Below are 24,030 nucleotides of genomic sequence, written 5' to 3'. Positions count from 1 at the left end.
TCCAGTCTGCCTAAAGTGTTCGGAGCGACTGCTGCGCGTTGCCCCTCGCTGCGATGCGGAGAACATAAGGTGGGCTCAGGATCCGGTAAACGATGACCCGAACGCCACTAACCAATGACCCAAAGGGCAAATTTTCAATGACGAACGCAGACGCCAAGCCCAGCCCCAAAGACACGCCTCGGGCTGATGACGGTTACTTTGGGCCAGAGAGCATCAGTTGGAAGCTGTTCGCTGATCCTTCCTCGAAGCTTGGCGGTGTTGCCGCAATTCTGCTGCAGTCGTTGAACCCGAACATGATGCGGCTGTTCGATGCGGTGAGTGGCAACGCAGCGGACCCGGTTGGGCGTGCCGAGCGCACCGGTCGATACATCGACACCACCATCTTTGGAGACCGTGCCCACGCGGATGCCGCAGGAGCTTCGGTGCGCCAGATGCACGCTCATGCCAAATGGACCGATCCGGCTACCGGCGAAACGATTTCGGCGGAGAACGAATCGTGGCTCATTTGGACGCACAATACGATCGTGTGGGGTGTGCTCCGTGGTGCCGACGCATTCGGTCCAGAGCTCACTAAAGCTGAGCAGGACACCTTCGTACTTGAACAGCATGCGGCAGCACGCCTCGTCGGAATTGACCCAGAAAAGATTGCTTCAACGCGGGCTGAGCTTGACTCGTACATCGACGAACAAAAGAGCTGGATGGCGCTCACGCTGCCCGCTGCGGAACTTACTCAGAGCATGCGCAAGCCCAACCTACGCGGCAACCCGCTTAAAGTCTGGACAGGAATCGTCGTTCAAGACGCGATTCTCTCGCTCCTGCCTGACTGGGGGCTGCTGCTGCTCGGCATCGCTGGTCGCCCCATGAATCTCCGCGGAGCGGCGCGGACCGGACGCACAATGATCGCGGCGGCACGCAAAAACTCGTCGTACGAAGATGTGATCACCGGCTTCACTACCAAGGTCGATACCCACCCGTACCGAAGGGTGCGCACGCGCTCCTAGTTTTCTCTAGGGGGCACCAAGAATTGCACCGAGAGGGGCGGGGGCCGCATGGCCCCTCGCCCCTTTTTCGTTTATTACCCAGCTTGATGAAATAAATTTGGTGTGCTGAGTGCTACTAACTATGGTGAGCAAGCTCCCATCGATCTCCAACCTGCGAAGGAACCCCTGAACCATGGCTAGTCGTATCTATAAGAACATCACCGAACTCGTCGGTAACACTCCGCTGGTTCAGCTCAACTCCGTCACAGACGGTGCTGGCGCTACGGTGCTCGCGAAGCTCGAATTCCAGAACCCCTCCGCCAGTGTGAAGGACCGTATCGGTGTCGCGATTATCGATGCTGCCGAGAAAGCTGGCGTGTTGAAGCCCGGCGGAACCATCGTTGAAGGCACCAGTGGAAACACTGGCATCGCCCTCGCCATGGTCGGTGCAGCCCGCGGCTACCGCGTTGTGCTCACCATGCCCGAGAGCATGAGCAAGGAACGCCGCATGTTGCTTCGCGCGTTCGGCGCAGAGCTCGTCTTGACTCCTGCCGGGGAAGGCATGCGCGGCGCCGTCGAGAAGGCCGACGAAATCGTCGCAAACACTGAGGGTGCTGTTGCGGCTCGGCAGTTCGCCAACGCAGCAAACCCCGCCATCCACCGTGCAACTACGGGCCCCGAGATCTGGGCCGACACCGACGGTGCCGTCGACATCTTCGTTGCCGGAATCGGAACCGGCGGAACGATCACCGGTGCTGGTTCTTTCCTCAAGGAGCAAAACCCTGAGATCAAGGTTGTTGCGGTTGAGCCCGAAGAGTCCGCCATCCTCAACGGCGGAGCTCCCGGCCCCCACAAGATTCAGGGAATCGGCGCCAACTTCGTGCCCGAGATTCTTGACCGCGATGTGTACGACGAGGTTCTCGACGTCAACATCACGCAGTCCGTCACGATGGCTCGCCGCCTCGCTGCAGAAGAGGGCATCCTTGCGGGGATCTCCTCGGGAGCAACCGTGCACGCCGCCCTCGAGTTGGCTAAGCGTCCCGAGAACGCTGGCAAGACCATCGTTGTTATCATCGCAAGCTTCGGCGAGCGTTACCTGTCGACTCTTCTTTACGAAGACCTCGTCGACTAAGACGCCTCGCTTGTGACGTGTTGCCCCCATCGCGCGCAGCACGTCACAATTCTTCGAAAACTGCCACCCCTGAACTGACGGATAGCCCTATTGTTTCCTCGAACCCGTGAAGATATCGCCGCTGTACGTCAGCGCGACCCCGCAGCACGAGGAGCATTCGAGATTTGGCTGACGTATTCGGGAATGCACGCCGTCTGGGGCTACCGCTTCACTCACTGGTTGTGGGGCGTGCGAGCGTTCTTCCTCGCTCGCGTGGTTTCTCAGTTTGTTCGCTTTCTGACCGGCGTCGAGATTCATCCCGCCGCCCAGCTCGGCCATCGCGTGATTATCGACCACGGCTCAGGCGTCGTCATCGGCGAAACGGCCATTGTTGGCGATGACGTGTTGATTTACCACGGAGTCACTCTCGGTGGCACGAGCGCTCAGGGTGGCAAGCGCCACCCCACTCTCGGCAACGACATTGTCGTGGGCGCTGGGGCGGCAATCCTTGGCAACATCACCGTTGGATCAGGCTCTGTTGTCGGCGCTGGCGCCGTGGTGGTGGCGGATGCACCGGCCGATTCTTTGCTCGTCGGAGCACCCGCCGTGGCGCGACCCAAGCGTGGAAGTAAAGTCTCGAAAGAGAACTTCAACTACACGGACCCTGCCATCTACATCTAACCAGTGGAGTGTTAGCCCATCGTGTTGACGATGAGGCCGATGTGGGTGAAGAAGTTGAGGGCGCCGAAGAGCAAGAACGCGATTCCACCAAGAGCGAGCGCGACGCCGGTGACCCACTGAACCTTCGTGGGGGTGCTGCGAACGGCAAAGTTGCGAGTGGCGAACGGGAAGAGCAGTGCGCCAAGCCCGACCAGGGCAAAAAGCCCAGACATGAAGATGATCTCAACAAAGGGCCACTTCGAGAAGTAGCCCGAAATGGGCTCCTCTGGTGGCGCAACGAAGAGCTGGAAGATTACGCCAGCGAAGGCAATTGCTACGAGGGCGAGGCCGAGACCAAAGATGAGCACGCCGAGTGGCTCAGCGGTGCGGGCTACGGCGCGAGCAGCATCCTTTGACTCTTCGAGTGCGGGAGCGCGGTTCCACAACACGAAACAGGCGGCGAGCAAGAGAACCCCGAATGCGAGGCTCGGCTCTCCGAAGATGATGTTGTCGAACGGAAAGTAGGCAGCGAAGGGCCACGTCAGGGTCATGTGTGCGCCGGTGGCTGTGAGGATCACACCGAGCACTCCGAAGTTGACCGCATACCCGCGGAACTCCACCTCACCGCCTGCCATAAGGCGTCGGGCGAACAAGACCAGGCTGAGAAGGCCGGCTCCCGCGGCCACCGCCATGATCGTGTTGTAGGTGGGCATTTGAGTCCAGTCGATGATTAATCCTTGTTCCATAATCCCAGTGAACACGTCGAAAGTGGATCAATCAAATTTGCCTAAAACGTTCGCAGGTGCAACAAGATCATGCGCGCTTGGTCTCATTCGGGTTTCGGTAGACAGATCTGTAGCGCAAGCGCTTGCACAAATATCTCACGGTGGCCTAGCGTGAGTTATGAACACGCTCTCCTGAACTGCAATCAGGGAGCGGGTTCATGAGCTGCAGTTGTTCCCCCGCATGCTGCTCGGCCTGCGGGCAAAACCTCGACGAGGAGGATTTGTATGATTTCCCACCACTTTCGACGGGCGCTTCTGCCCATCGCTACCCTTGGCGTCGCAACCATGGTTCTGAGCGGTTGCGCGTCAGGATCCGGTGCCGAAGGCCCCGGTGACGCTGGCGACGCTGATGGTGTAGTAACGATCTACGGCACCATCGCCGACACCGAAGCTGAACTGCTCGAAGAGTCCTGGGCCGACTGGGAAGAGGCCAATGGCATCGATATCCAGTACGAATCGAGCAAGGAGTTCGAAGCTCAAATCAGCATCCGGGCGCAGGGCGGCAACGCTCCTGATATCGCAATCTTCCCGCAGCCTGGCCTGATCGCAGACCTCGCATCCCGCGACTACATTCAGGCAGCTCCCGAGGGTGTGCAAGCAAACGTAGACGAGTTCTGGTCAGAAGACTGGGCCGGCTACGGCACCACCGACGGCGTTCTCTACGGCGCACCTCTTATGGCCAGCCTGAAGGGTTTCGTTTGGTATTCACCCGCACAATTTACTGAGTGGGGTGTTGAAGTGCCTGAGACCTGGGACGAAATGCTCACGCTCACGCAGACAATCGCCGACACCACCGGAACCGCGCCGTGGTGTGCCGGATTCGGTTCGGATGCAGCAACAGGTTGGCCCGGAACGGACTGGGTCGAAGACCTCGTGCTTCGCGAAGCCGGACCAGAAGTTTACGACCAGTGGGTGTCCCACGAGATTCCGTTCAGCGACCCCGCGATCGTCGCGGCCTTCGATTCAGTCGGTGACATCCTCCTCAACCCGGAGTTTGTCAACGCCGGGTTCGGTGACGTGAAGTCAATCAACAGCACCCCCTTTGGCGATGCGGCTCGCGCCCTCGGTGACGGAAGTTGTGCGCTCCACCACCAGGCATCATTCTTCGACGGGTTCATCCAAGACCCCAAGAACGGTAACGCCACGGTCGGCCCAGACGCTGACATTTGGGCCTTCGTAACTCCATCCACCGAAGCCGGCGGAAACGCTGTCACCGGTGGCGGCGAAATCGTTGGTGCCTTCTCGAACGACGAAGACACCATCGCCGTGCAGGAGTATCTGTCGAGCGCCGAATGGGCAAATACCCGAGTGAAGTTGGGCGGCGTGCTGAGCGCCAACAGCGGTCTTGACCCCGCAAACGCGAGCAGCCCCATCCTGCAGGAAGCCATCACGATTCTGCAGGACCCAGACACGACGTTCCGCTTTGACGCCTCCGACCTCATGCCGGGTGTTGTTGGTGCTGGATCGTTCTGGACCGGCATGGTCGACTGGATCAACGGCAAGTCAACAGAAGACGTGCTCTCAACCATCGACGCCTCTTGGCCGTCTGAGTAACACTGTTCAACGGTGAGCGTGGGCTGGACGCTTTTGCCTCCAGCCCATGCTTTCTTTTCTCCCGCTCGTGCCGACTCCTCGGTAGAGTCGAATCAGCAGAAATGCCAGTGAAGTGAAGAGTCCAGTGATGCACTCGAAAGGTCGCTAATGTCAGCTTTTCTCGCGTGGATTTCCACGCTTCCCGCGCTTGCGCAAATCCCGCTCGTGCTTCTGGCATTCTTTGCCGTGATTGCCCTGCTGATCTTCTTCATCGAGATCGCTCCCCGCAGCGGCCGCAAGTACACGATCATCCGCGCCGCCGCGTGCGTGCTTATTCCGGGTCTCATTTTCTTAGCGCTTGGTTCGGTGTACTGGGCAGCAGGGGCGGCGGCCGTTTTCGGTGGGCTCTTCTTCCTCCTCGACTACCGATCGAAGCAGGGCGCTGGCTATCTCTTCCAGCTCATCGGGTTTATGAGTCCCGCGATTTTCCTCCTCGCCGTTGGCCTCATCTACCCGACCATCCAGACCACCATCCAAGCGTTCATGAATAGCCGCGGCACACGATTCGTTGGTCTCGAAAACTTCATCTGGATCTTCACTCAAGACACGGGCATCCGCACCGTTCTCAACACGGTGGTCTGGGTCTTGATTGTTCCCACGGTCTCTACCATTTTCGGTCTCGCCTATGCCGTCTTCATCGATAAGTCGCGCGGCGAGAAAGTCTTCAAAGTGCTCGTCTTCATGCCGATGGCCATCTCCTTCGTCGGCGCGAGCATCATCTGGCGGTTCGTTTACGCCGTGCGCCCAGCCGACCAAGAACAAATCGGGTTGCTCAATCAGGTCGTGGTGTGGATGGGCGGCCAACCGGTCGACTGGATCTCGAACTCGCCATGGAACACCTTCTTTCTGATCGTTGTGCTCATCTGGATTCAAACCGGTTTTGCCATGGTGATTCTGTCGGCAGCGATCAAGGGCGTCCCGGCCGAACAGCTCGAGGCTGCGGAACTCGACGGAACCAACGCCTGGCAGCGCTTTACCAATGTCACCGTGCCGGGCATCCGCAGCTCACTCGTTGTTGTGTTGACGACGATCTCCATCGCTTCGCTCAAGGTGTTCGACATCGTTCGCACGATGACCGCCGGCGCAAACGAGACGAGCGTGATCGCCAACGAAATGTACTCACAATGGCAAGGCTTCGAGGTCGGTAGGTCTGCCGCATTCGCGGTAGTGCTGTTCGTGATGGTGCTGCCCATTGTTGTGTACAACGCGAGACAGATCGCTAAGCAGAGGGAGATCCGATGACCGCGACAGTGCCCGCCAAAATGCCCATCGACAAGAACACTAAGAAGCAATTGGCTCGCGGTGAAAAGAACGGCGCAGCCAAGCGCACCAAGAAGCGCCTCACGAGTCGCGGAGCAACCATCGCGGCGCTCGTCATTGCCGTGCTGTGGACGACGCCAACCTTCGGGCTGTTTGTGTCATCCCTTCGCCCGCCGGAGGAGATCCTGCGCAACGGCTGGTGGACGATCTTCCAGAACCCCGGCTTCACCCTCAATAACTACACCGAGGTATTGGCGGCGGGAAACAGCACGCTCAACCTTGCGGGGGCGTTCATCAACTCGATCGCCATCACGCTGCCAGCCACGATCTTCCCCCTCGTGATCGCGAGCCTTGCCGCTTACGCTTTCGCGTGGATCAAGTTCCCGGGGCGCAACTGGATCTTTATCGGAGTGTTCGCGCTGCAGATCGTTCCGCTGCAGATGGCGCTCGTTCCATTGCTGAGCCTGTTCTCTCGTGGACTTTCCATTGGTGACATCGAGCTCTTCTCCAGCCTGAATGCCTCAAATTCCTACTCGCAAGTATGGATTGCGCACACGATTTTCGCGCTTCCGCTCGCGATTTTCCTGCTGCACAACTTCGTCTCCGAGATCCCTTCCGAGCTGATCGAAGCAGCACGGGTGGATGGCGCGGGTCACGGTCAAGTGTTCTTTCGCATCGTGCTTCCGCTCACGATGCCGGCGATTGCATCCTTCGCGATCTTCCAATTTTTGTGGGTGTGGAACGACCTGCTCGTGGCGCTGGTGTTTGCCGACGGACGAGTCGCGCCCATGACAAAACTGTTGGCAGAGATCACCGGTAGCCGTGGTCAAGACTGGAACCTGCTCACCGCCGGCGCCTTCATTTCGATCCTCGTACCGCTGCTTGTGTTCTTCGCTCTCCAGCGCTACTTCGTGCGCGGTCTGCTCGCGGGTTCCACAAAGGGGTAATGCTCTCGGGGTGTCCACAGAAGACAGCCTCTCGCGGCTGAATGAGAGTGGCTGCGCCTAGACTTCTCGGCATGGTGTCTGCCCAGTCTGTTCTTGAGTCCACGTTCGGTTACGACTCGTTCCGGGGGCAGCAAGGCGAGATTATCGACACGATCGTTCGCGGTGGCGACGCACTTGTGCTCATGCCCACCGGTGGAGGCAAGTCGCTGTGTTACCAGATCCCCGCGCTTGTTCGCGAGGGCACCGGCGTTGTGATTTCTCCGCTAATCGCTTTGATGCAAGACCAAGTGGATGCCCTGGCCGCCGTCGGCGCGCGTGCCGAGTTTCTCAACTCCACCCAGTCTGCCGATGAGCGCACTCGCGTCGAAAACGCGTACCGGGCTGGTGAGCTGGATCTTCTCTACCTCGCGCCCGAGCGCCTCCGCGTCTCGTCCACCGTGTCGCTGCTCAAGCAGGGCCAGATCGGGCTCTTCGCGATCGACGAAGCGCACTGTGTAGCGCAGTGGGGTCACGACTTTCGCCCCGACTATCTGCAGCTCGATGTACTGCATGACCTGTGGCCGAGCGTCCCGCGCATTGCGCTCACGGCCACCGCGACCGAAGCCACTCGCAAAGAGATCGCCCAGCGACTGAAGCTCACTGACGCAACGCAGTATGTTTCTAGTTTTGACCGGCCCAACATCCAATATCGCATTGAAGCGAAGGCGCAGCCGCTGCAGCAACTGCTTACGCTGCTGAACACCGAGCACTCGGGCGATGCTGGAATCGTGTACTGCCTCTCGCGGGCCTCGGTCGAGAAGACCGCGCAGTTCTTGGTCGAAAACGGTATTCCCGCGCTGCCGTATCACGCGGGGCTCGACTCGCGGGTGCGGGCCAGCAACCAGAGCCGCTTCTTGCGCGAAGAGGGCATGGTGATGGTCGCAACGATCGCCTTCGGCATGGGCATCGATAAGCCCGACGTGCGCTTCGTGGCGCACCTCGATCTGCCCAAGAGCGTCGAGGGTTATTACCAAGAAACGGGTCGTGCCGGTCGTGACGGTCTGCCTGCGACCGCGTGGTTGGCCTACGGCCTGCAGGATGTCATGCAGCAGCGCCGCATGATCGATCAGTCGGGTGGCGACCTGGCTCACCGTCGCAACCTGAGCGCTCACCTCGATGCGATGCTCGCGCTCTGCGAAACCGTGGAGTGTCGTCGCGTGCAGTTGCTCGGTTACTTCGGCCAAGAATCGACCGCGTGCGGCAACTGCGACACTTGCCTGTCTCCTCCCGAGTCGTGGGATGGCACGGTCGCGGCCCAGAAACTGATGTCCACCATTGTGCGATTGGAGCGCGAGCGCAACCAGAAGTTTGGCGCTGGGCACCTGGTCGACATCCTCATCGGCAAGACCACGCCGCGGGTGACGCAGCAACGTCACGACGATCTCGCCACGTTCGGAATTGGTTCGGATGTCTCGGAGCAAGACTGGCGCTCGGTCGTGCGGCAACTACTCGCGCAATCGCTACTCACGGTGCAGGGGGAGTACGGCACGCTCGCGATCACACCCGAAAGCGCGTCGGTGTTGAGTGGCGACCGCACCGTGAAGCTGCGCAAGGAAGCGCCGCGCAAGGCCCGCGGTTCGGGTGCCAGCGGCGGTGCCGCTAAGCGCAAGGTCATGACCGACCTGCCCGCCTCGGCGACCGATCTGTTCGAGAACTTGCGCACGTGGCGTTCGGAGATTGCGCGCGAGAACGGCGTTCCCGCCTACGTCGTGTTCGCGGATGCCACTCTGCGCGGCATTGCCGTCACCAAGCCCGAGTCGTTGGCTGAGCTCTCAGAGATCAGCGGTGTTGGCGAGAAAAAGCTCGAGACGTATGGTGCCGCTGTGCTTACTGTCGTTGCGGGGGAGCCCGTTGAGGCGCCGAGTGTTGCGGCGACGGATGACGCGACTCCAGCGTTCGCTGCGGCGCCTGCCGTTGCGTCCGCGAAGGTCGCACCCGCGCGCCAATCGCGGCCCGCCGCTTCGCGAGCTGCTTCGTCACGACCCGCTGCTTCGCGGCCTGCCGCTCGCCCTTCGGCAGCCGCAGCAGCGTCGGTTCCTGGCGACGACAACGACATCCCGTTTTACTCGGATGACGACGCTCCGTACGACGGGCCGCCTGAGTTTTAGAAGTCTTCGGTGTCGACGAGTTGTTGTCGGGCCATTGGTGGCAACGTGTCGTGTGGCTGGCGTGCTGCTGGCGGATGGGTGGCGCGAGACTGGCGGGAGAGTGGCGTAGCCAGCATCCATCAGGTCAAGGAGTATTGGTCACATGAATGAAACGCGCATAGTCGCCCTCCGCAGAGAGCGCGGCTGGACCCAAGAGAAACTCGCCGACGAGTGTGGCGTTGGGATTCGAACCATCCAGCGGCTTGAGGCAGGAAGCGACGCGAGCCTTGAAACTCTGTCGCTTGTCGCGGACGCATTAGGGGTGCCAGTTCGGGATCTTTTCGCGACGATTGAGAGCGATGAGCTCAACGGCCGCGTTGACTCTTTTGAATCGAGGGTTCAGGATCAGCAGACTGCGCGCGACAGGATCCGTAGTGGCTGGCTGTTCCTCTTCATCGGCGTTGGTGTGGTGGTTACGCTACTCGGCGCAACGGGCGGTCAGCTGGGCTCGGCGATCATCCCGGCCTATTGGGCTGGTGGAGTACTCATCCTTATTGCACTCCAACGGCTGTATCTCGATCCGCACCTTGACGCTAAGTTTCCGCTCTCGCGTAGCAAGCGCGATCGACGCCGGCAGAAGCGTCGCGAAGCTACGCTGGCCGCTGGGCCGCAGCGAGCGGCAGAAGCATCAACAAGTCCGTAGCGGGGCGAGAAATTCTAGAAAACCGCCCCTTTTCGCTTCAGGTTAGGTATGCCATACTTAGGCAATGCTTACCTTAGAGCGCGAGATCGTGAAGGACGCCCGCCCGGGCTATCGACCATTCGCAGCACGGGTAGAAAGCATCCGCGAACTTTCGCCTCACTTTAGGCGCGTCACCTTCACGGGCACCGAGTTTGAGGCCTTCGGCACCGATGGTTTCGACCAGCGAATCAAGATCGTTTTTCCGCTGCCGGGCATTGGACTGAGCGACATCGGCGCGAACGATCCGCAGACCATCGCCGAGGGCACCTGGTACGCCCGCTGGCGCGCGCTGCCCGACGAGGCGCGCAACCCGTTCCGCACTTACACGATTCGTGCCGTGCGTCCCGAGCTCCGCGAGATCGACGTCGACATGGTCTTCCATGGCGCCAATGGCCCTGCAGGGCAGTGGCTCGCGAACGCAGCGGCCGGTGACGGCGTCATCATCGTCGGTCCCGATGCGGCGAGTATCCAATCCGGCATCGGCATTGACTGGCATCCCGGTCCCGCGCGCACCGTGCTGCTTGCCGGTGACGAAACATCCGCGCCTGCCATCTGCAGCATCCTCGAGCGCCTTGACCCCAGCGTTCAAGCTCATGCCTTCGTCGAGATTCCGGATGCCGCAGACCAGCCGCCGCTGAACCTCTCGAGCAATTGCCACGTCACGTGGCTCCCGCGCGGCGAGCAGCCCGCAGGCTCTGTGCTCGACCCCGCCGTGCGGGCGTGGACGCAAGCCAACGCGTCACTCGTGTTGCCCGCGCTCGCGCCGACCGCACAACCGCTCGGCGACATCGACGTCGATACGGAGCTCCTCTGGGATTCGCCAGGTGAAGCATCCGGAACCCACTTCTACGCCTGGCTTGCCGCCGAGGCGTGCGTGATCAAACTGCTTCGCCGTTTTCTTGTGAGCGAGACCGGTGTTGACCGTAAGCAGGTTGCGTTCATGGGGTACTGGCGTCTTGGCAAGTCCGAAGCGCAATAGGCCCCACTGCCGCACCCGCCCATGACCCAGACTGCTCCGGTTTCGCGCACGACGCTGAGCCTCCGTACCCAGCGTTGGATCACCCTCGGTGCAGCCTTCGTGTTACTCGCGATTGTGCTCGTGCTGAGTCTCGCGCTCGGTGCTCGCGGCGTTGAGTTTTCGCAAATCTGGCAAGCACTCTTTGATCCCGAGGCGGGCAACAACGACCAACTCGTGATCCGTGAACTGCGATTGCCGCGCACGATCGTCGGCCTGCTCGCCGGGCTGTCTCTCGGCGTCGCTGGAGCCGTCATGCAGGGCGTCACCCGCAACCCGCTTGCCGACCCCGGGCTCCTCGGCGTTAACGCCGGCGCCTCACTCGCGGTTGTCTTCGCGATCAGTGTGCTCTCGATCACGAATCCCACCGGCTACATCTGGTTCGCCTTCGCAGGAGCTGCGGCGGCCGCGAGCATCGTCTACGCGATCGGCTCCCTGGGCCGCGAAGGGGCCACCCCGGTCAAGCTTGTACTCGCCGGAACCGCCGTCACCGCCGGCATCACCTCCGTGATCTCTCTGGTTTTGATCTCCGACACCGACACCCTCAACACCTTCCGCTTCTGGTCGGTCGGGTCCCTCGCGAGCCGCGATCTCGAAGCCGCGCGCCTCACAATTGGTTTCGTCGTCGCGGGCGCGATCCTCGCCATCATTTCGGGGCGGATGCTCAACCTCGTCGCCCTCGGAGATGACCTCGCTCGTGGCCTCGGTCAGCGGGTGTACGTTGCTCGGGCGGTCGCCGCCGGAGCCGTCGTGCTGCTCTGTGGATCGGCCACTGCGCTCGCTGGCCCGATCGTCTTTGTCGGCCTCGTGGTCCCACACATCGTGCGCCCCTTTACCGGCCCGGACTACCGCTGGATCATCGCGGTCTCTGCGATCGTCGGCCCGAGCCTCTTGCTCATCGCCGACATTGTTGGCCGCCTCGTCGTCTCACCCTCGGAACTCGAAGCAGGGCTCGTCGTGGCCATCATCGGTGCCCCCGTCATGATCGCCCTTGTGCGCCGAGTGAAGTTGGCCGGGCTGTGAGCGCGCTGCGGGGTCGAACCGCGAGAGCTGGCGAGCGCGACGGCCGAGCCTCCCGAAACCCACTGCCGGCTCGTACTCTGCGCATCATTATCGGGCTCGTTGTCCTCGCTGTGGCTCTCGCGCTCGTCAGTATTGCGGTTGGGGCATATACGCTTACGCTGCCCGATCTGCTCGCGACGCTGTTCGGTGGCGGCACGTCGTCTGATCAGTTCATCGTCTTCAAGTTGCGGCTTCCGCGCGTGCTGCTCGCGGTGCTCGTCGCCGTGGCGTTCGGGCTCTCGGGCGCGCTCTTCCAAAGTCTCCTGCGCAATGCGCTCGCGAGCCCCGACATCATCGGCATCAGCGGCGGTGCCAGTGTGGCTGCCGTGCTGAGCCTGCTCGTGTTCGGCGCAACAGGTGTCATCGTCTCCCTCTCCGCACTCATGGGTGCGCTCGTTGTCGCGTTCACGATCTATCTGCTGTCGTGGCGCTCGGGCATGAACGGCATGCGCTTCGTACTCATCGGCGTCGGCATCGCTTTCATGGCGCAATCCGTGATCGGTTACCTCATCACTCGGGGTGACGTGCGCGATGCGCAGCAAGCCCTCGTCTGGATGGTCGGTGGGCTTGGCGGTGCCAGCTGGGGCGACATCCTCATCATTGCCGTCTCTCTCGCCGTGCTGCTTCCTGCCGTTTTCTTGCTTGCCTCCAAGCTCCGGATGCTGCAGCTCGGCGATGATCTTGCCGCCGGTCTCGGCGTCTCAGTTCAGCGCTCGCGGCTAGCCCTCATCGTGGTCGCGGTTGCTCTCGTGGCCATCGCGACAGCCCTCGTCGGACCGCTCGCCTTTGTCGCGTTCGTCTCCGCACCGATCGCTCGGCGCCTGATGCGCGGGGGAGGCCTCGCGCTGGTGCCGAGCGCTCTCGTCGCGATTGTTCTCGTACTTGGCGCTGACTTCGTCGCGCAGCACCTCCTCACCACCGGAACCCAAGTGCCCACCGGCATTGTCACCGGAATCGTGGGCGCACCCTACCTGCTGTGGCTCATCTCCACCACCAACCGCGAAGGACGTGCATCGTGAAGCAGCGCCCCGATCAGCCGTCCGCCATCACACCAGCCCGGCCCGCGCACGAGCTGCGCGCCGACAATGTGACACTCAACTACGGCGGCCGCGACATTGTGTCGAACGTGAGCTTGGCGATTCCGGACGGCAAGATCACCGTGATTGTCGGGGCCAATGCCTGCGGCAAGTCGACACTGCTGCGTGGACTGTCGCGGTTGCTGCGACCAGCCTCTGGTCATGTGATGCTCGATGGGCGAGACATCCATTCGGTGGCGTCGAAAGAGGTGGCGAAGGTTGTCGGTATCTTGCCGCAGTCGCCGATAGCCCCAGAGGGCATCACCGTTCGCGATTTGGTCGCCCGCGGGCGCTACCCGCATCAGGGCTGGTTTCAGCAGTGGTCGCCGGCGGATGACGCGGCGGTCGAGCTGGCGCTGGCCGCGACGGACACGGCCCAGTTGGCATCGCGGCGCATCGAGGAGCTCTCGGGAGGGCAGCGGCAACGGGTATGGATTGCGATGGCGTTAAGCCAGGATCCAGACATTCTGCTGCTCGACGAGCCGACCACGTTCTTGGATGTGCGTCACCAACTCGATGCTCTTGATGTGTTGGCCGACCTCAACCGCGAGCGTGGAACCACCATCGTCATGGTGTTGCACGAATTGAATTTGGCTGCGCGCTATGCCGATCACATGGTGTTGATGGGGGAGGGGAAGATTCTCGCCGAGGGTGCGCCCGCCCAGGTCGTCACCGCCGAGCGGATGCGCGAAGCCTTCGGACTCGAGGCGCAGATCATCGCCGACCCGGTGTCGCATTCGCCCATGGTCATCCCTATTGGGCGCGCCTAGCTCCCCTCCGTGGATCCGAGGCTCATACGCAGGTATTAGGCTTGCGCAATTGAGTAAGGTAAGCCTATCCTTACTATGCACCGGAAACGGCTGCACGAGTGTTTTCATTTCGCGTTCTGTCTAGGAGATCAATGTCACGCCGTCCCCGCCTTGCCGTCTTCGCTGCGGCCACTGCTGCCCTCATTGCGCTGAGCGGTTGCGCCACCTCGAGCTCTGAAGGCGATGCCGGTGCCACCGCAGCGTCCGACGCTTTCCCAGTCACCATCGAGCACGCCTTTGGTGAGACCGTTATCGAGTCCGAGCCGCAACGCGTTCTCACCTTGGGATGGGGCAGCGGCGATGCCGTTCTGGCTCTCGGGGTCGTGCCCGTCGGCATGGAGGCTCAGAACTATGGTGGCGACGAGAACGGCGTTCTGCCGTGGGCTGCGGATGCTCTCACCGAGCTCGGTGGCGATGACCCGATAATCTTCCCTGCCACTACGGATGCTCCGGCCTACGAGCAGATCGCAGAAGCTGCCCCTGACCTGATCCTCGCGACGTACTCGGGAATCACCGAAGAACAGTACGACCTGCTCAGCGAGATTGCGCCGGTCGTCGCCTACCCCGAGCTGCCGTGGAGCACGCCCTGGCGCGACGTCATCAGCACCACAGGTGCAGCGCTCGGTAAGGCGGATGCTGCGGATGAGGTGCTCGCCAACATTGACGCTCTCGTTGCCGAAAAGGCAGCCGAGCACCCCGAGTTCGAAGGCAAGACCATTGCTGCGACCTTCGATGTCGGCGGAACCTTCTACGTCTACAAGCCCGCCGACCCCCGAGTGGAGTTCCTCCTCGACCTCGGCCTCGAGAACGCTCCCGCGGTCGATGCTCTCGCGAACGGCGACTCCACCTTCTTCTACACACTGAGCTACGAGAAGCTCGATGAGCTCGACAGCGATCTACTGATTGCCTACGCCGAGACTCAAGAAGTGGGCGACACTTTCGCCACGCAGCCCTACGCTCAGAGCATCCCCGCTGTGGCTAATGGCGGACTGGTCGCCGTCAACGGTGCATCACTCGTCGCTTCGGTCTCGCCACCCACGGCGCTCTCGCTGCCGTGGGGAATCGACGACTTTGTCGATGCGATTGCTCGTGCGCTGAACTAGCCGCAACAGAGCGCGAATCGCATCGCGTCACGCAACACAGAAAAAGGCCCCGCCGACGAAAACGTCGGCGGGGCCTTTTGTGGTCTGCGGGAGTTGCGTGCCAGCTAACTAACTAGTTGGCGGGTTCTGCTGGCACTTCGCCAGCTTCTGCTGCAGCCTGCTGTTCAGCAACCTGCTTGTGAACCTCAACCATGTCGAGGTTCTTGACGCCCTCGATGACCTGCTCAAGAGCGGGTGCCGGGAGTGCTCCGGGCTGGGAGAACACGAGCACGCCGTCACGGAATGCCATGAGGGTGGGGATAGACGTGATACCTGCGGCGCCAGCAAGTTCTTGCTGAGCTTCGGTGTCTACTTTTCCGAACGTGATGTCGGGGTGGGTTTCGCTGGCGGTTTCAAAGATGGGCCCGAACTGCTTACAGGGGCCGCACCATTCGGCCCAAAAGTCTACGAGCGTGATTCCTTCTTTGGTGACCGTCTGGCCAAAGTCTTCTGAGGTGAGAGTGATAGTCGACATAGTTACATCCTTTCACGGAGGCCAACAACGTCTCCTGAACAAAGATTCCCTCCTCCCATTCCACGCCCGAGCACAGTACATCCCACAACGCTACGGCGGCTGTTTTGCGGTTTCTTACAAAGGGACGCTGCGGGTGGGCATCCACTTGGTTGACGGTGCACGACCCACTTGGCCCCCGCGCGCACCGGTCGTAGCGTGTGATTACCGAACTTTGACGAATCGAGATAGCCATGACCCAGGTTCACGACCACACGGCGACCGAGTCGGCGCCGGAGTCATCCACCCCCGCCAACAAGGCCGCAAGTTCCGCCCCTGCTGCGACAACAGCGGTTGCCCCCGAAACCCCCGCCATCGATGTCGAATGGTTGGGCGAGTACCTTTTGGGCAAGTGGGCGAAGGAGCGCAAAGAGTCCCGCACGCTGATGTCGAACCCCGAGTTCCACCGCGTTGATGGACTCTCGATGGAAGACCACCGCGAGCGAGTTCTGCACCAGCTCTCACTGCTGGTCGACAACAACGCGGTTCACCGGGCATTCCCGGTTGACCTCGGCGGCGACGACAATCACGGCGGAAACATTGCCGCGTTCGAAGAGACCGTGCTCGCTGACCCGTCGCTGCAGATCAAGTCGGGCGTGCAATGGGGCCTCTTCGGTTCCGCCGTGGTGCACCTCGGTACCAAGGAGCACCACGACAAGTGGCTGCCCGACATCATGAGCCTCAAGACTCCCGGCGCGTTCGCGATGACCGAGATCGGACACGGATCGGATGTCGCGAGCATCGCCACGACGGCGACCTACGACCCCGACACCGATGAGTTCGTCATCAACACCCCGTTCCGCGCGGCGTGGAAGGAATACCTCGGCAACGCCGCGCTCCACGGCAAGGCGGCAACTGTTTTTGCGCAGCTGATCACGAAAGATGTCAACCACGGCGTTCACGCGTTCTACGTTCCGCTGCGCGACGACAACGGAACACTTCCCGGAATCTCGACCGAAGATGACGGCCTCAAGGGTGGTCTGAACGGTATCGACAACGGTCGCCTTCACTTCGACCACGTTCGCGTTCCTCGCACCAACCTCCTCAACCGCTACGGCAACGTTGACGAGAACGGTGACTACGCTTCCGACATCGACAGCCCCGGTCGTCGCTTCTTCACGATGCTCGGCACGCTCGTTCAGGGGCGTGTTTCGCTTGATGGTGCCGCAGTGCTCGCGAGCAAGCTGGCCCTCAACATCGCGATCAAGTACGGCGCGGAGCGTCGCCAGTTCACGGCGGCCAGCAACACGAACGAAGAAGTGATTCTGGACTACCAGCGTCACCAGCGTCGACTGCTGCCGCGCCTGGCTCAGACCTACGCGATGTCGTTCGCGCACGAGGAGTTCCTCGACAAGTTCGACGGCGTTTTCTCGGGCCGCACCGACACCGATGCTGACCGTCAAGACCTCGAAACGATCGCGGCGGCGCTCAAGCCGCTCAGCACCTGGGCTGCGCTCGACATTCTGCAGGAGTCTCGCGAGGCCTGTGGTGGTTCTGGCTTTATGGCCGAGAACCGTCTCACGCAGATGCGCGCCGACCTGGACGTGTACGTCACCTTCGAGGGCGACAACAACGTGCTCCTCCAACTGGTGGCAAAACGCTTGCTCACCGACTACTCGCGCAAGTTTGCGGGGGCGGATGTTGGCGCCATGGCTCACTACGTTGCCGATCAGGTTAGCGAGGCTGCCGTCAACCGCACGGGTCTTCGCCGCTTCGCGCAGAACGTCGTGGACTTCGGTTCCACCGCCCGCTCGATTGGCTACGTTCGCGACACCGACTCGCAGCGCCAGTTGCTCACTGATCGTGTTGAAACGATGGTGGCGGATGTCGCGAGCAAGTTGCGTCCGGCGAGCAAGCTTCCGCAGGCTGAGGCTGCCGCTCTCTTCAATAGTCACCAGAACCAGCTCATCCTGACTGCGTACGCGCACGGTGAGCTGCTGCAGTGGGAGGCGTTCACTCGCGCTATCGAGAAGATCGAAGATAAGGACACTGCTCAGGTCATGACCTGGTTGCGTGACCTCTTCGGCTTCTCGCTCATCGAGAAGAACCTCGCCTGGTACCTCATGCACGGTCGGATCTCCACCAACCGCGCGCAGGCCATCACCGACTACATCGATGACCGTCTGCTGCCGCGCTTGCGTCCGCAGGCTCTGGATCTCGTAGCCGCGTTCGGTCTGACCGACGAGCTGGTGCGGGCACCGATTGCCTCCGGCATTGAAGCGAAGCGCCAGAACGAAGCACGCGACTACTACGCCGCGCGCCGTGCTTCGGGCGAAGAGCCCGTGCACGAGAAGGACTTGAAAAAGACGAAGCGCCGCTAACAGCGCTGATCTACAGAACAGGCTGCCGCCCCGCACAGTGTGGGGCGGCAGCCTGTTCTGTTTGTGAGCTGTCGTCGACTGCTGACCGCGCGAATGCTCGCACCATCCCCGCTTCGTCAGTTAGGTCTAGTCGGCTGGTTTCCCCGATAACGCGTCCGATTGGTTGCCGCCAGCGTCCTCCGTGTCGTCGTCACCACGGCGTGAGCCGTCTAGACGGAGGCTGGCGATAAATCCGATCGCTAGGAACCCGGCGGCCGCGAAGGCGGAATACCGCGTCGAGTTGGTGAAGGCTTGACGGGCGTCGGCTGCGGCGTCCGGGTACTTGGTGTCGAGGGTGCTGATGCCGGTGCCTGCCGAGTCAACGACGAGGTGAACGATCGCGGTGCGCGCAGAATCGGGGATTTCGGTGCGGGTCTCGAGTTTCGCGTTGAGGCCGCTGCCGAGGCTCGCGAAGAGTACGGTTCCCAGGATGGCGATGCCGAGGGCTGAGCCGACTTGGCGAGCAGTGCTCTGAGTTCCCGAGCCCTGACCGGACTGGCTGAGCGGCACATCCCTCAGCACAACGCTCGTGAGTTGAGCCGTCGCGAGCCCGACGCCGAAGCCGTAGACGAAGAGCCCCGGGGCGATGTTCCACCACGCGGCATCCGGGCTCAAGTTGAACGCGACGATCAGTACGCCGACAATCTCGGCACCGATACCGAATCGCACGATCGTGACCGGGGTGACCTTGTTGCCAAAGGCTCCCGCGAATCCACTCGCCACGAATGAACCAATAGCTAGCGCAAGGATGACGAAACCCGTCTGCAGGGCGTCGTAGCCGAGCACGTTCTGCAGCCACAACGGCAGTGACAGGATGATGCCGAACTCACCAAGCGAGACAATCATTGCGGCGATATTGCCGTTGCGGAATGACGCAATGCGCAGCAGCCCAAAGGCGAGCATCGTCGACTTGCCTGCGCGTTCGCGAGCGAAACCCCACCGCACAAAGAGGATTCCCGTCAAGATCGCGAGAGCGAACACGAACGGGATGGGCGAGACATTCCAGGTCCAGAAGGCGGGCGGGAGGTCGCTGAAGAACCAGCCATAACTGCGGCCCTCGATGAGGGCGAAAACGAGCGACGCGAACAGCACGACCGAGAGGGCGGCGCCGACAACATCCACTCGTCGCTGAGCTGAAGGCTCCTTCGATTCGATCGTGAAGATCAGGATGCCGATGACGATGATTACGCCGAGGGGAACGTTGATGCCGAAAGCCCAACGCCAGGAGTAGTAGGTGGTGAGCCAGCCGCCAAGCAGGGGACCGACGGCAGCCATCCCGCCGATCGTTGAACCCCAGACAGCGAAGGCGATAGCGCGTTCACGCCCGCGGAAGGTGGCATTGATCGTAGAGAGTGAGGCGGGCAAGATCATCGCCCCGCCGATGCCCTGCACCAGCCGCGAGGCGATCAGTAATTCGCCGGTCGCCGCCGTCGCGGCGAGGATCGACGAGAGCGCGAAGATCGCGACACCGATGAGGAGCACTCGTCGGCGGCCATAGCGGTCAGCGAGAGTACCGAAGACAAGAAGCAGCGAGGCGAAGACGAGCGTGTAGCTCTCTTGTACCCACTGAACCTGAGTCGAATTGAGATCAAGTTCTTCGACAACGGAGGGGATCGCGACGTTGACAATGGTGGAGTCAACGATGATGAGCGCGACGGCAATGCTGATGAAGAGAAGGCCCAACCAGCGCTTGCGTGAGGCGCGGGCGACGTTCACTAGGCGGTCTGTTCGGCGCGAAGTCGTGCAATAGCGAAGACGGCGGCACTCACAAGGATCGCGGCAACCGCAATGAGTGCGGCAACAGCGGTGGGCTGGGAAATTAGATCACCGCTGAGGCGCGCAACGGCAACCCACGCCAGCCCCCAGCTCAGCGAGAGCGACGGGGCGAAGTGCGTGCGTCCGCGTGCGGCGAGGGCAATTCCGACGGCACCGGCGACGAAAACAACGGCAACGCCCCACACATCTTGAGAGATGCCGAACCCGTCGAACTCAATGGCATTAAGCCACGCCGCAATGTTGGCGGCGGTCGCGACGCAGACCCAACCTAGGTAGAGACCGACGGTGCCATCGGTGATGATTGCGTCGATCGCTCCGGCGGCAGGCAGTCGCACCGTAATCAGATAGGCCCGAATGAGCACGATGAGCAGCAGGATGATCACGGGAACGCTAAGGGCAAGCATGTCGAATTGGATGGAGAGAATCCAGGCGGCATTGAGCACGAGGGATGCCGCAACCCAGTAGCCAACGCGGCGATGCAGTTCGGTGCTGGTCTGTTTCGGCAACATCTGCCACACGGCGTACGCCACGAGGCCGAAGTAGATGATGCTCCAGATGGTGAATGCGGAACCGGCCGGGGCGATGACGGTGGCGTCGGCGCTGAGGGCGCCTCCCGCAACATCTTGCACCGGGGTGCCGCCGTAGGCGCCCGACCCTACGAATGCTCCGATCAGAGCGAACGTCGCGCTCGCAGCGACAGTAATTTGCCTAACAACATCTCTGGATTCCCGCATCACGATCTCCCTCGGTTGGCTGTAAGCCTAGAACTCCTGAGACGGAGTTGACCGAAGAATCGCTGAAAATTGTGTGCCGCTCAGGAATGCTGAGCGCGCAGCGGAGCTTTTTTAGCTAGTGAAGCCGGAGAGCAGGCTCGGCACGACAAGGTTCAGCAACAGAGCGAGACCGGTGAGAGCAACAACCACGCCCGTTGTGATGAGTGCGAGCTTGCCGAGAAAGGTGACAACAGAGATGGCGTTCATTCCCTAAGGATACCGGAGCGTCTGGCCGCGTGGGGCGCGGATGCCAGTAGTAAATTCTCACTATGACGTTCAACGACAACGCTCGAATCAATCCAAACAAGGTCTCGCGTCGAGGCCGCAATACTGGCATCGCTGTTGGCGGCGGCGGAAGCTTGCTGGTCATTGGCCTCATCATCGTCTCCCAAATTCTCGGAGTCGATCTGACGGGGTTCGTTGACGGTGGTGCCACGGGCGGTGGCGAGCAGCAGCAGGGAGAGCCGCTGTCGGGGTGTGACACGGGCGAGGCCGCCAACAGCAGCATCGATTGCCGGATTGCGGCCGCAGCTGACTCTCTCGATACGTATTGGGAGAGCGAGCTTCCAGCACTCGGTCAGGTCTACCGCACCACTAACGTTGTGCTCTTTACCGGTCAGGTGGGCACCGGATGCGGCGGCGCTAGCAGTGCTACCGGACCGTTCTACTGCCCAGCCGATGAGCTCATCTACGTCGACACTGCTTTTTATGATGACCTCCGCAGCCGATTCGGCTCGACGGGTGGACCACTCGCCGAGATGTATGTCGTCGCCCACGAGTGGGGTCACCACATCCAAAATTCGACAGGGATCATGGAAGGTCTCGACCGGCAGTCCACTGGTCCGTCGTCAGACTCAGTGCGTTTAGAGCTGCAGGCAGACTGCTTCGCCGGCGCATGGGTGGGGGCGGCATCCACCATCACTAACGATGACGGTGTTGTCTTCCTGGATCCCGTGACGGAGGCGCAAATTCAGGATGCACTGAGTGCGGCATCTGCGGTCGGCGACGACCGTATTCAGGAGGCCACTCAGGGGCAGGTCACGCCGGAGTCATGGACGCATGGGTCGAGCGAGAAGCGTCAAGAGTGGTTCATGACGGGGCTCAATGGTGGCCCGAATGTGTGCAACACCTTCGAGGTCGCGACTCCGTAGCCGTTGCCCTAGCCGGTGCGGAGTCACTTCGTGCCGGCAAGCTCCCTGCAACCCTCGGAAACTCAGGAGATTCTCGCCTCAGCGCTGCGCGATCCCCATGAACTGGGACGTCACAACTCCACGGCGCTCAAATCTCCTGAATTTCCCAGAAGACGAGCCGCGAGCCGCGAGCCGCGAGTTATGCGCCATGAGGGAGGATTTGCGAGGCGGGCGTGCCGGGCGTGCTGGGCGAGGCGGGCGTGCCGGGCGAGGCGGGTGTGCCGGGGCCCGCTGGAGAAGATACGCAGCCAGAGGGCAAAAAAATGACCCTCGCCCGGTAGAAGCCCGGGAAAGGGTCAAGTGGCTCCGACGGGCGTCGATCCCGTGACCTCACAATTTTCAGTCGTGCGCTCTACCAACTGAGCTACAGAGCCGTAAGAGTTTCCTCTTACTCGCAAAGGTTTCCCCTTGCTACAGAAAAAGCCCCTCCTTGCGAAGAGGCTTTCTGTTTGCGACCCTGACCGGACTTGAACCGGCGACCTCCGCCGTGACAGGGCGGCGCGCTAACCAACTGCGCTACAGGGCCTAGCTATTTAATTCTGTGGTGTGTCTGGTGACCCCAACGGGATTCGAACCCGTGCTGCCGCCGTGAAAGGGCGGTGTCCTAGGCCACTAAACGATGGGGCCTCGAAGTCACAGAACTTCTTAGCTACCGAGGGAAAAGCATACGGTGCGTTTCGTGATTTACCAAACTGAGAAGCAAACTGCTTGATATTTCTCGAACCGCTTTTTCCAACAGGCTTAAATGTACCCGACTTTCGAGGTGTCTGATACTACGTTCAGTAAGTGGTTGAGACTTTAATGCCAAGGGGAACAATGAAGGTCATGCATGCGAGTCGCAGAACCACGGCAACCCGAGCGTTGCGCTCCCTCGTTTTCCGCGTAATTGGTTTCGCCGCCTTGCTCAGTCTCGTTGTCGGCGTCAGCGTGGTTGGGGGCACGAGCCAGGCTGCATTCGCCGATGACTACCCCACGTGGAGCGACGTCACCGAAGCCCGCAACAATGAGGCTGCGACCAAACTGGTGATAGAGCGCATCACGGCGGCACTTGTTCAGCTTGAGGCTGACGCCGCGGCCGCCCAGAAAGAGGCCGAAGAGAAAGGCAACCTGTGGCAAGAAGCTGATACGAAGTACCAAGCTAAGGCCACTCAGACCGCCACCCTGCAGGAGCAAGCGGATGCCGCAAGCGCCGAAGCCGATGAAGCGGAAAAGCGCATTAGCGAGCTTGCCGCGCGGCTCGTGCGCGCCGGTGGCGGCGACGTGACCACCAACCTTTTGGCTAACTCCCAAGACGCAGACTCATTGCTCTACAACTTGGGGATGTCGTCGAAGATTTCTCAGCAGACATCCGCTCTGTTCGATCGTGCCGTTCAGGCTCGCAACACGGCGCAGTCGCTGAGTGATGCCGCTGAGGTTGCCCGGGCTGAACTTGAGGTTCTCAAAATTGCCGCTGAAGATGCTTTCGCCGTAGCTCAGGCTGCAGCCCAGGCCGCAGAAGAAGCTCTCGCGGAGCAACAGGAGCGCAAGATCGAGTTCGACGAACAGCTCGCTGCGTTGACTTCTGCGCGTGAGGCAACCGAAGCAAGTTATTTGGCTGGGGTGCGCGAACGTGAAGCGGCCCGCGCGGCTGCGGCTGCGGCAGCCCAGGTGCCAAACTTGGACGCAGGGGAAATTAGTCTGAGTGGCTGGGCTCGCCCGGCCGGTGGGTATATCACTTCGGTATACGGCTACAGCTCTAACTACGGTTCCAGCTTCCACAAGGGAACTGATCTCGGCGCTGGTTGTGGGGCTGGCATCTACGCGGCGTCGAGTGGAACCGTGGTCTATGCCGGCTATGGCTGGAATGGGGGCTACGGAAACTACATCATCATCGAGCACGCTGGTGGAGTGCGTACCGCATATGGGCACATCGTCGACGGCGGAATTCAGGTTTCCTCTGGCCAAGGTGTCTCGGTCGGGACCAAGATTGCCAGCGTGGGCTCGACGGGCAATTCCACCGGTTGCCATCTTCACTTTGAAGTGCGCCCCAACGGTTGGGACACGACGAACCCGGTGCCGTTCATGGCGGGCCAAGGTATTCAACTCGGCTAAGGCCTCAGGCCTAAGCGGAAC

Annotated in this window: 21 protein-coding genes and 3 tRNA genes; 16 read left to right on the top strand and 8 right to left on the bottom strand. The window is 61.3% G+C overall.

Annotated features, from left to right (window positions below; genetic code table 11):
* Positions 1–137: 137 nt before the first annotated feature.
* From ON14_RS06870 to cysE, 3 genes are all read left to right on the top strand, one after another.
* Positions 138–1,001 (top strand): oxygenase MpaB family protein, encoded by an 864-nt coding sequence (locus tag ON14_RS06870; protein ID WP_026037578.1) that lies wholly within the window; start codon positions 138–140, stop codon positions 999–1,001.
* Positions 1,002–1,173: 172 nt separating this feature from the next.
* Positions 1,174–2,112: a cysteine synthase A gene (cysK, locus tag ON14_RS06865; protein WP_010204069.1), complete on the top strand. Its 939-nt coding sequence runs from the start codon at positions 1,174–1,176 to the stop codon at positions 2,110–2,112.
* A gap of 90 nt (positions 2,113–2,202) precedes the next feature.
* The gene (gene cysE / locus ON14_RS06860) at positions 2,203–2,772 is read left to right on the top strand and encodes a serine O-acetyltransferase (protein ID WP_010204068.1); all 570 of its coding nucleotides are present in this window, start codon (positions 2,203–2,205) and stop codon (positions 2,770–2,772) included.
* An 11-nt stretch (positions 2,773–2,783) separates the two neighbouring features.
* On the opposite strand, the gene ON14_RS06855 is transcribed toward cysE, so the two are convergent.
* Positions 2,784–3,497: a DUF981 domain-containing protein gene (locus tag ON14_RS06855; RefSeq protein WP_039741883.1), complete on the bottom strand. Its 714-nt coding sequence runs from the start codon at positions 3,495–3,497 to the stop codon at positions 2,784–2,786.
* Between the two features lie 264 nt (positions 3,498–3,761).
* Here ON14_RS06855 and ON14_RS06850 point away from each other — a divergent pair, with 264 nt between their 5' ends.
* The 10 genes from ON14_RS06850 to ON14_RS06805 all read left to right on the top strand — a co-directional run bounded on the left by ON14_RS06850 (position 3,762) and on the right by ON14_RS06805 (position 15,269).
* On the top strand, positions 3,762–5,090 hold the full coding sequence (locus ON14_RS06850) for an ABC transporter substrate-binding protein (RefSeq protein ID WP_010204064.1): 1,329 nt from the start codon (positions 3,762–3,764) through the stop codon (positions 5,088–5,090).
* Between the two features lie 147 nt (positions 5,091–5,237).
* The gene (locus ON14_RS06845) at positions 5,238–6,371 is read left to right on the top strand and encodes a carbohydrate ABC transporter permease (protein WP_010204063.1); all 1,134 of its coding nucleotides are present in this window, start codon (positions 5,238–5,240) and stop codon (positions 6,369–6,371) included.
* A complete protein-coding gene (locus tag ON14_RS06840) occupies positions 6,368–7,336 on the top strand; it encodes a carbohydrate ABC transporter permease (RefSeq protein ID WP_010204062.1) in 969 nt (322 codons plus the stop codon). Before ON14_RS06845 ends, ON14_RS06840 begins: the two co-directional genes overlap by 4 nt.
* Positions 7,337–7,407: 71 nt before the next feature.
* Positions 7,408–9,483 carry a DNA helicase RecQ gene (recQ, locus tag ON14_RS06835; RefSeq protein WP_010204061.1) on the top strand — a complete coding sequence of 692 codons (2,076 nt, stop codon included), beginning with the start codon at positions 7,408–7,410 and terminating at the stop codon, positions 9,481–9,483.
* 142 nt (positions 9,484–9,625) lie between these two features.
* On the top strand, positions 9,626–10,165 hold the full coding sequence (locus ON14_RS06830) for a helix-turn-helix domain-containing protein (protein ID WP_010204060.1): 540 nt from the start codon (positions 9,626–9,628) through the stop codon (positions 10,163–10,165).
* Positions 10,166–10,229: 64 nt separating this feature from the next.
* Positions 10,230–11,183 carry a siderophore-interacting protein gene (locus tag ON14_RS06825; RefSeq protein WP_010204059.1) on the top strand — a complete coding sequence of 318 codons (954 nt, stop codon included), beginning with the start codon at positions 10,230–10,232 and terminating at the stop codon, positions 11,181–11,183.
* 21 nt (positions 11,184–11,204) lie between these two features.
* The gene (locus ON14_RS06820) at positions 11,205–12,242 is read left to right on the top strand and encodes a FecCD family ABC transporter permease (RefSeq protein ID WP_010204058.1); all 1,038 of its coding nucleotides are present in this window, start codon (positions 11,205–11,207) and stop codon (positions 12,240–12,242) included.
* Positions 12,239–13,300, top strand: coding sequence for a FecCD family ABC transporter permease (locus tag ON14_RS06815; RefSeq protein WP_010204057.1), 1,062 nt, complete (start codon positions 12,239–12,241; stop codon positions 13,298–13,300). Before ON14_RS06820 ends, ON14_RS06815 begins: the two co-directional genes overlap by 4 nt.
* Complete coding sequence (locus ON14_RS06810; protein WP_010204056.1) at positions 13,297–14,127, top strand: ABC transporter ATP-binding protein; 831 nt, start codon at positions 13,297–13,299, stop codon at positions 14,125–14,127. Before ON14_RS06815 ends, ON14_RS06810 begins: the two co-directional genes overlap by 4 nt.
* Before the next feature lie 131 nt (positions 14,128–14,258).
* Positions 14,259–15,269, top strand: a complete 1,011-nt coding sequence (locus ON14_RS06805) for an iron-siderophore ABC transporter substrate-binding protein (RefSeq protein WP_010204055.1) — start codon at positions 14,259–14,261, stop codon at positions 15,267–15,269.
* 112 nt (positions 15,270–15,381) lie between these two features.
* Here the strand turns inward: ON14_RS06805 and trxA are convergent, their stop codons facing one another.
* Entirely contained in the window at positions 15,382–15,783 is a 402-nt protein-coding gene (gene trxA / locus ON14_RS06800) for a thioredoxin (RefSeq protein WP_010204054.1), read from the bottom strand.
* Positions 15,784–16,013: 230 nt separating this feature from the next.
* Here trxA and ON14_RS06795 point away from each other — a divergent pair, with 230 nt between their 5' ends.
* Complete coding sequence (locus ON14_RS06795) at positions 16,014–18,140, top strand: acyl-CoA dehydrogenase family protein (protein WP_010204053.1); 2,127 nt, start codon at positions 16,014–16,016, stop codon at positions 18,138–18,140.
* Between the two features lie 126 nt (positions 18,141–18,266).
* Here ON14_RS06795 and ON14_RS06790 read toward each other — a convergent pair whose 3' ends face one another.
* The 3 genes from ON14_RS06790 to ON14_RS16315 all read right to left on the bottom strand — a co-directional run bounded on the left by ON14_RS06790 (position 18,267) and on the right by ON14_RS16315 (position 20,935).
* Complete coding sequence (locus ON14_RS06790; protein ID WP_010204052.1) at positions 18,267–19,895, bottom strand: MFS transporter; 1,629 nt, start codon at positions 19,893–19,895, stop codon at positions 18,267–18,269.
* Positions 19,895–20,689: a tryptophan-rich sensory protein gene (locus ON14_RS06785; protein WP_010204051.1), complete on the bottom strand. Its 795-nt coding sequence runs from the start codon at positions 20,687–20,689 to the stop codon at positions 19,895–19,897. The genes ON14_RS06790 and ON14_RS06785 overlap by 1 nt, the downstream gene beginning before the upstream one ends.
* Positions 20,690–20,800: 111 nt before the next feature.
* Positions 20,801–20,935 (bottom strand): hypothetical protein, encoded by a 135-nt coding sequence (locus ON14_RS16315; protein WP_272943379.1) that lies wholly within the window; start codon positions 20,933–20,935, stop codon positions 20,801–20,803.
* Between the two features lie 62 nt (positions 20,936–20,997).
* Here ON14_RS16315 and ypfJ point away from each other — a divergent pair, with 62 nt between their 5' ends.
* A complete protein-coding gene (gene ypfJ / locus ON14_RS06780; RefSeq protein ID WP_010204050.1) occupies positions 20,998–21,879 on the top strand; it encodes a KPN_02809 family neutral zinc metallopeptidase in 882 nt (293 codons plus the stop codon).
* Between the two features lie 340 nt (positions 21,880–22,219).
* On the opposite strand, the gene ON14_RS06775 is transcribed toward ypfJ, so the two are convergent.
* The 3 genes from ON14_RS06775 to ON14_RS06765 form a co-directional block, all read right to left on the bottom strand.
* Positions 22,220–22,292, bottom strand: a tRNA-Phe gene (locus ON14_RS06775).
* 78 nt (positions 22,293–22,370) lie between these two features.
* Positions 22,371–22,444, bottom strand: a tRNA-Asp gene (locus ON14_RS06770).
* A gap of 25 nt (positions 22,445–22,469) precedes the next feature.
* Positions 22,470–22,545, bottom strand: a tRNA-Glu gene (locus tag ON14_RS06765).
* 189 nt (positions 22,546–22,734) lie between these two features.
* On the opposite strand from ON14_RS06765, the gene ON14_RS06760 reads away from it, so the two are divergent.
* Entirely contained in the window at positions 22,735–24,009 is a 1,275-nt protein-coding gene (locus ON14_RS06760) for a M23 family metallopeptidase (protein ID WP_010204049.1), read from the top strand.
* The last annotated feature ends 21 nt before the right edge of the window (positions 24,010–24,030 follow it).

Origin of the sequence: Salinibacterium sp. PAMC 21357 (assembly GCF_000247645.1) — a bacterium.
In the GTDB taxonomy this organism is placed as follows: Bacteria; Actinomycetota; Actinomycetes; order Actinomycetales; family Microbacteriaceae; genus Rhodoglobus.
Note: the sequence above shows the minus strand (reverse complement) of the source record. Positions and strands in the feature narration are given on the sequence as shown.

Bases quoted from the DNA above. Each gene is read 5' to 3' on its own strand.
- ON14_RS06870 (WP_026037578.1), top strand. From the start codon at position 138: ATGACGAACGCAGACGCCAAGCCCAGCCCCAAAGACACGCCTCGGGCT.
- cysK (WP_010204069.1), top strand. From the start codon at position 1,174: ATGGCTAGTCGTATCTATAAGAACATCACCGAACTCGTCGGTAACACT.
- ON14_RS06855 (WP_039741883.1), bottom strand. From the start codon at position 3,497: ATGGAACAAGGATTAATCATCGACTGGACTCAAATGCCCACCTACAAC.
- ON14_RS06850 (WP_010204064.1), top strand. From the start codon at position 3,762: ATGATTTCCCACCACTTTCGACGGGCGCTTCTGCCCATCGCTACCCTT.
- ON14_RS06845 (WP_010204063.1), top strand. From the start codon at position 5,238: ATGTCAGCTTTTCTCGCGTGGATTTCCACGCTTCCCGCGCTTGCGCAA.
- ON14_RS06840 (WP_010204062.1), top strand. From the start codon at position 6,368: ATGACCGCGACAGTGCCCGCCAAAATGCCCATCGACAAGAACACTAAG.
- recQ (WP_010204061.1), top strand. From the start codon at position 7,408: ATGGTGTCTGCCCAGTCTGTTCTTGAGTCCACGTTCGGTTACGACTCG.
- ON14_RS06830 (WP_010204060.1), top strand. From the start codon at position 9,626: ATGAATGAAACGCGCATAGTCGCCCTCCGCAGAGAGCGCGGCTGGACC.
- ON14_RS06825 (WP_010204059.1), top strand. From the start codon at position 10,230: ATGCTTACCTTAGAGCGCGAGATCGTGAAGGACGCCCGCCCGGGCTAT.
- ON14_RS06820 (WP_010204058.1), top strand. From the start codon at position 11,205: ATGACCCAGACTGCTCCGGTTTCGCGCACGACGCTGAGCCTCCGTACC.
- ON14_RS06805 (WP_010204055.1), top strand. From the start codon at position 14,259: ATGTCACGCCGTCCCCGCCTTGCCGTCTTCGCTGCGGCCACTGCTGCC.
- trxA (WP_010204054.1), bottom strand. From the start codon at position 15,783: ATGTCGACTATCACTCTCACCTCAGAAGACTTTGGCCAGACGGTCACC.
- ON14_RS06795 (WP_010204053.1), top strand. From the start codon at position 16,014: ATGACCCAGGTTCACGACCACACGGCGACCGAGTCGGCGCCGGAGTCA.
- ON14_RS06785 (WP_010204051.1), bottom strand. From the start codon at position 20,689: ATGCGGGAATCCAGAGATGTTGTTAGGCAAATTACTGTCGCTGCGAGC.
- ON14_RS16315 (WP_272943379.1), bottom strand. From the start codon at position 20,935: ATGAACGCCATCTCTGTTGTCACCTTTCTCGGCAAGCTCGCACTCATC.
- ypfJ (WP_010204050.1), top strand. From the start codon at position 20,998: ATGACGTTCAACGACAACGCTCGAATCAATCCAAACAAGGTCTCGCGT.
- ON14_RS06760 (WP_010204049.1), top strand. From the start codon at position 22,735: ATGAAGGTCATGCATGCGAGTCGCAGAACCACGGCAACCCGAGCGTTG.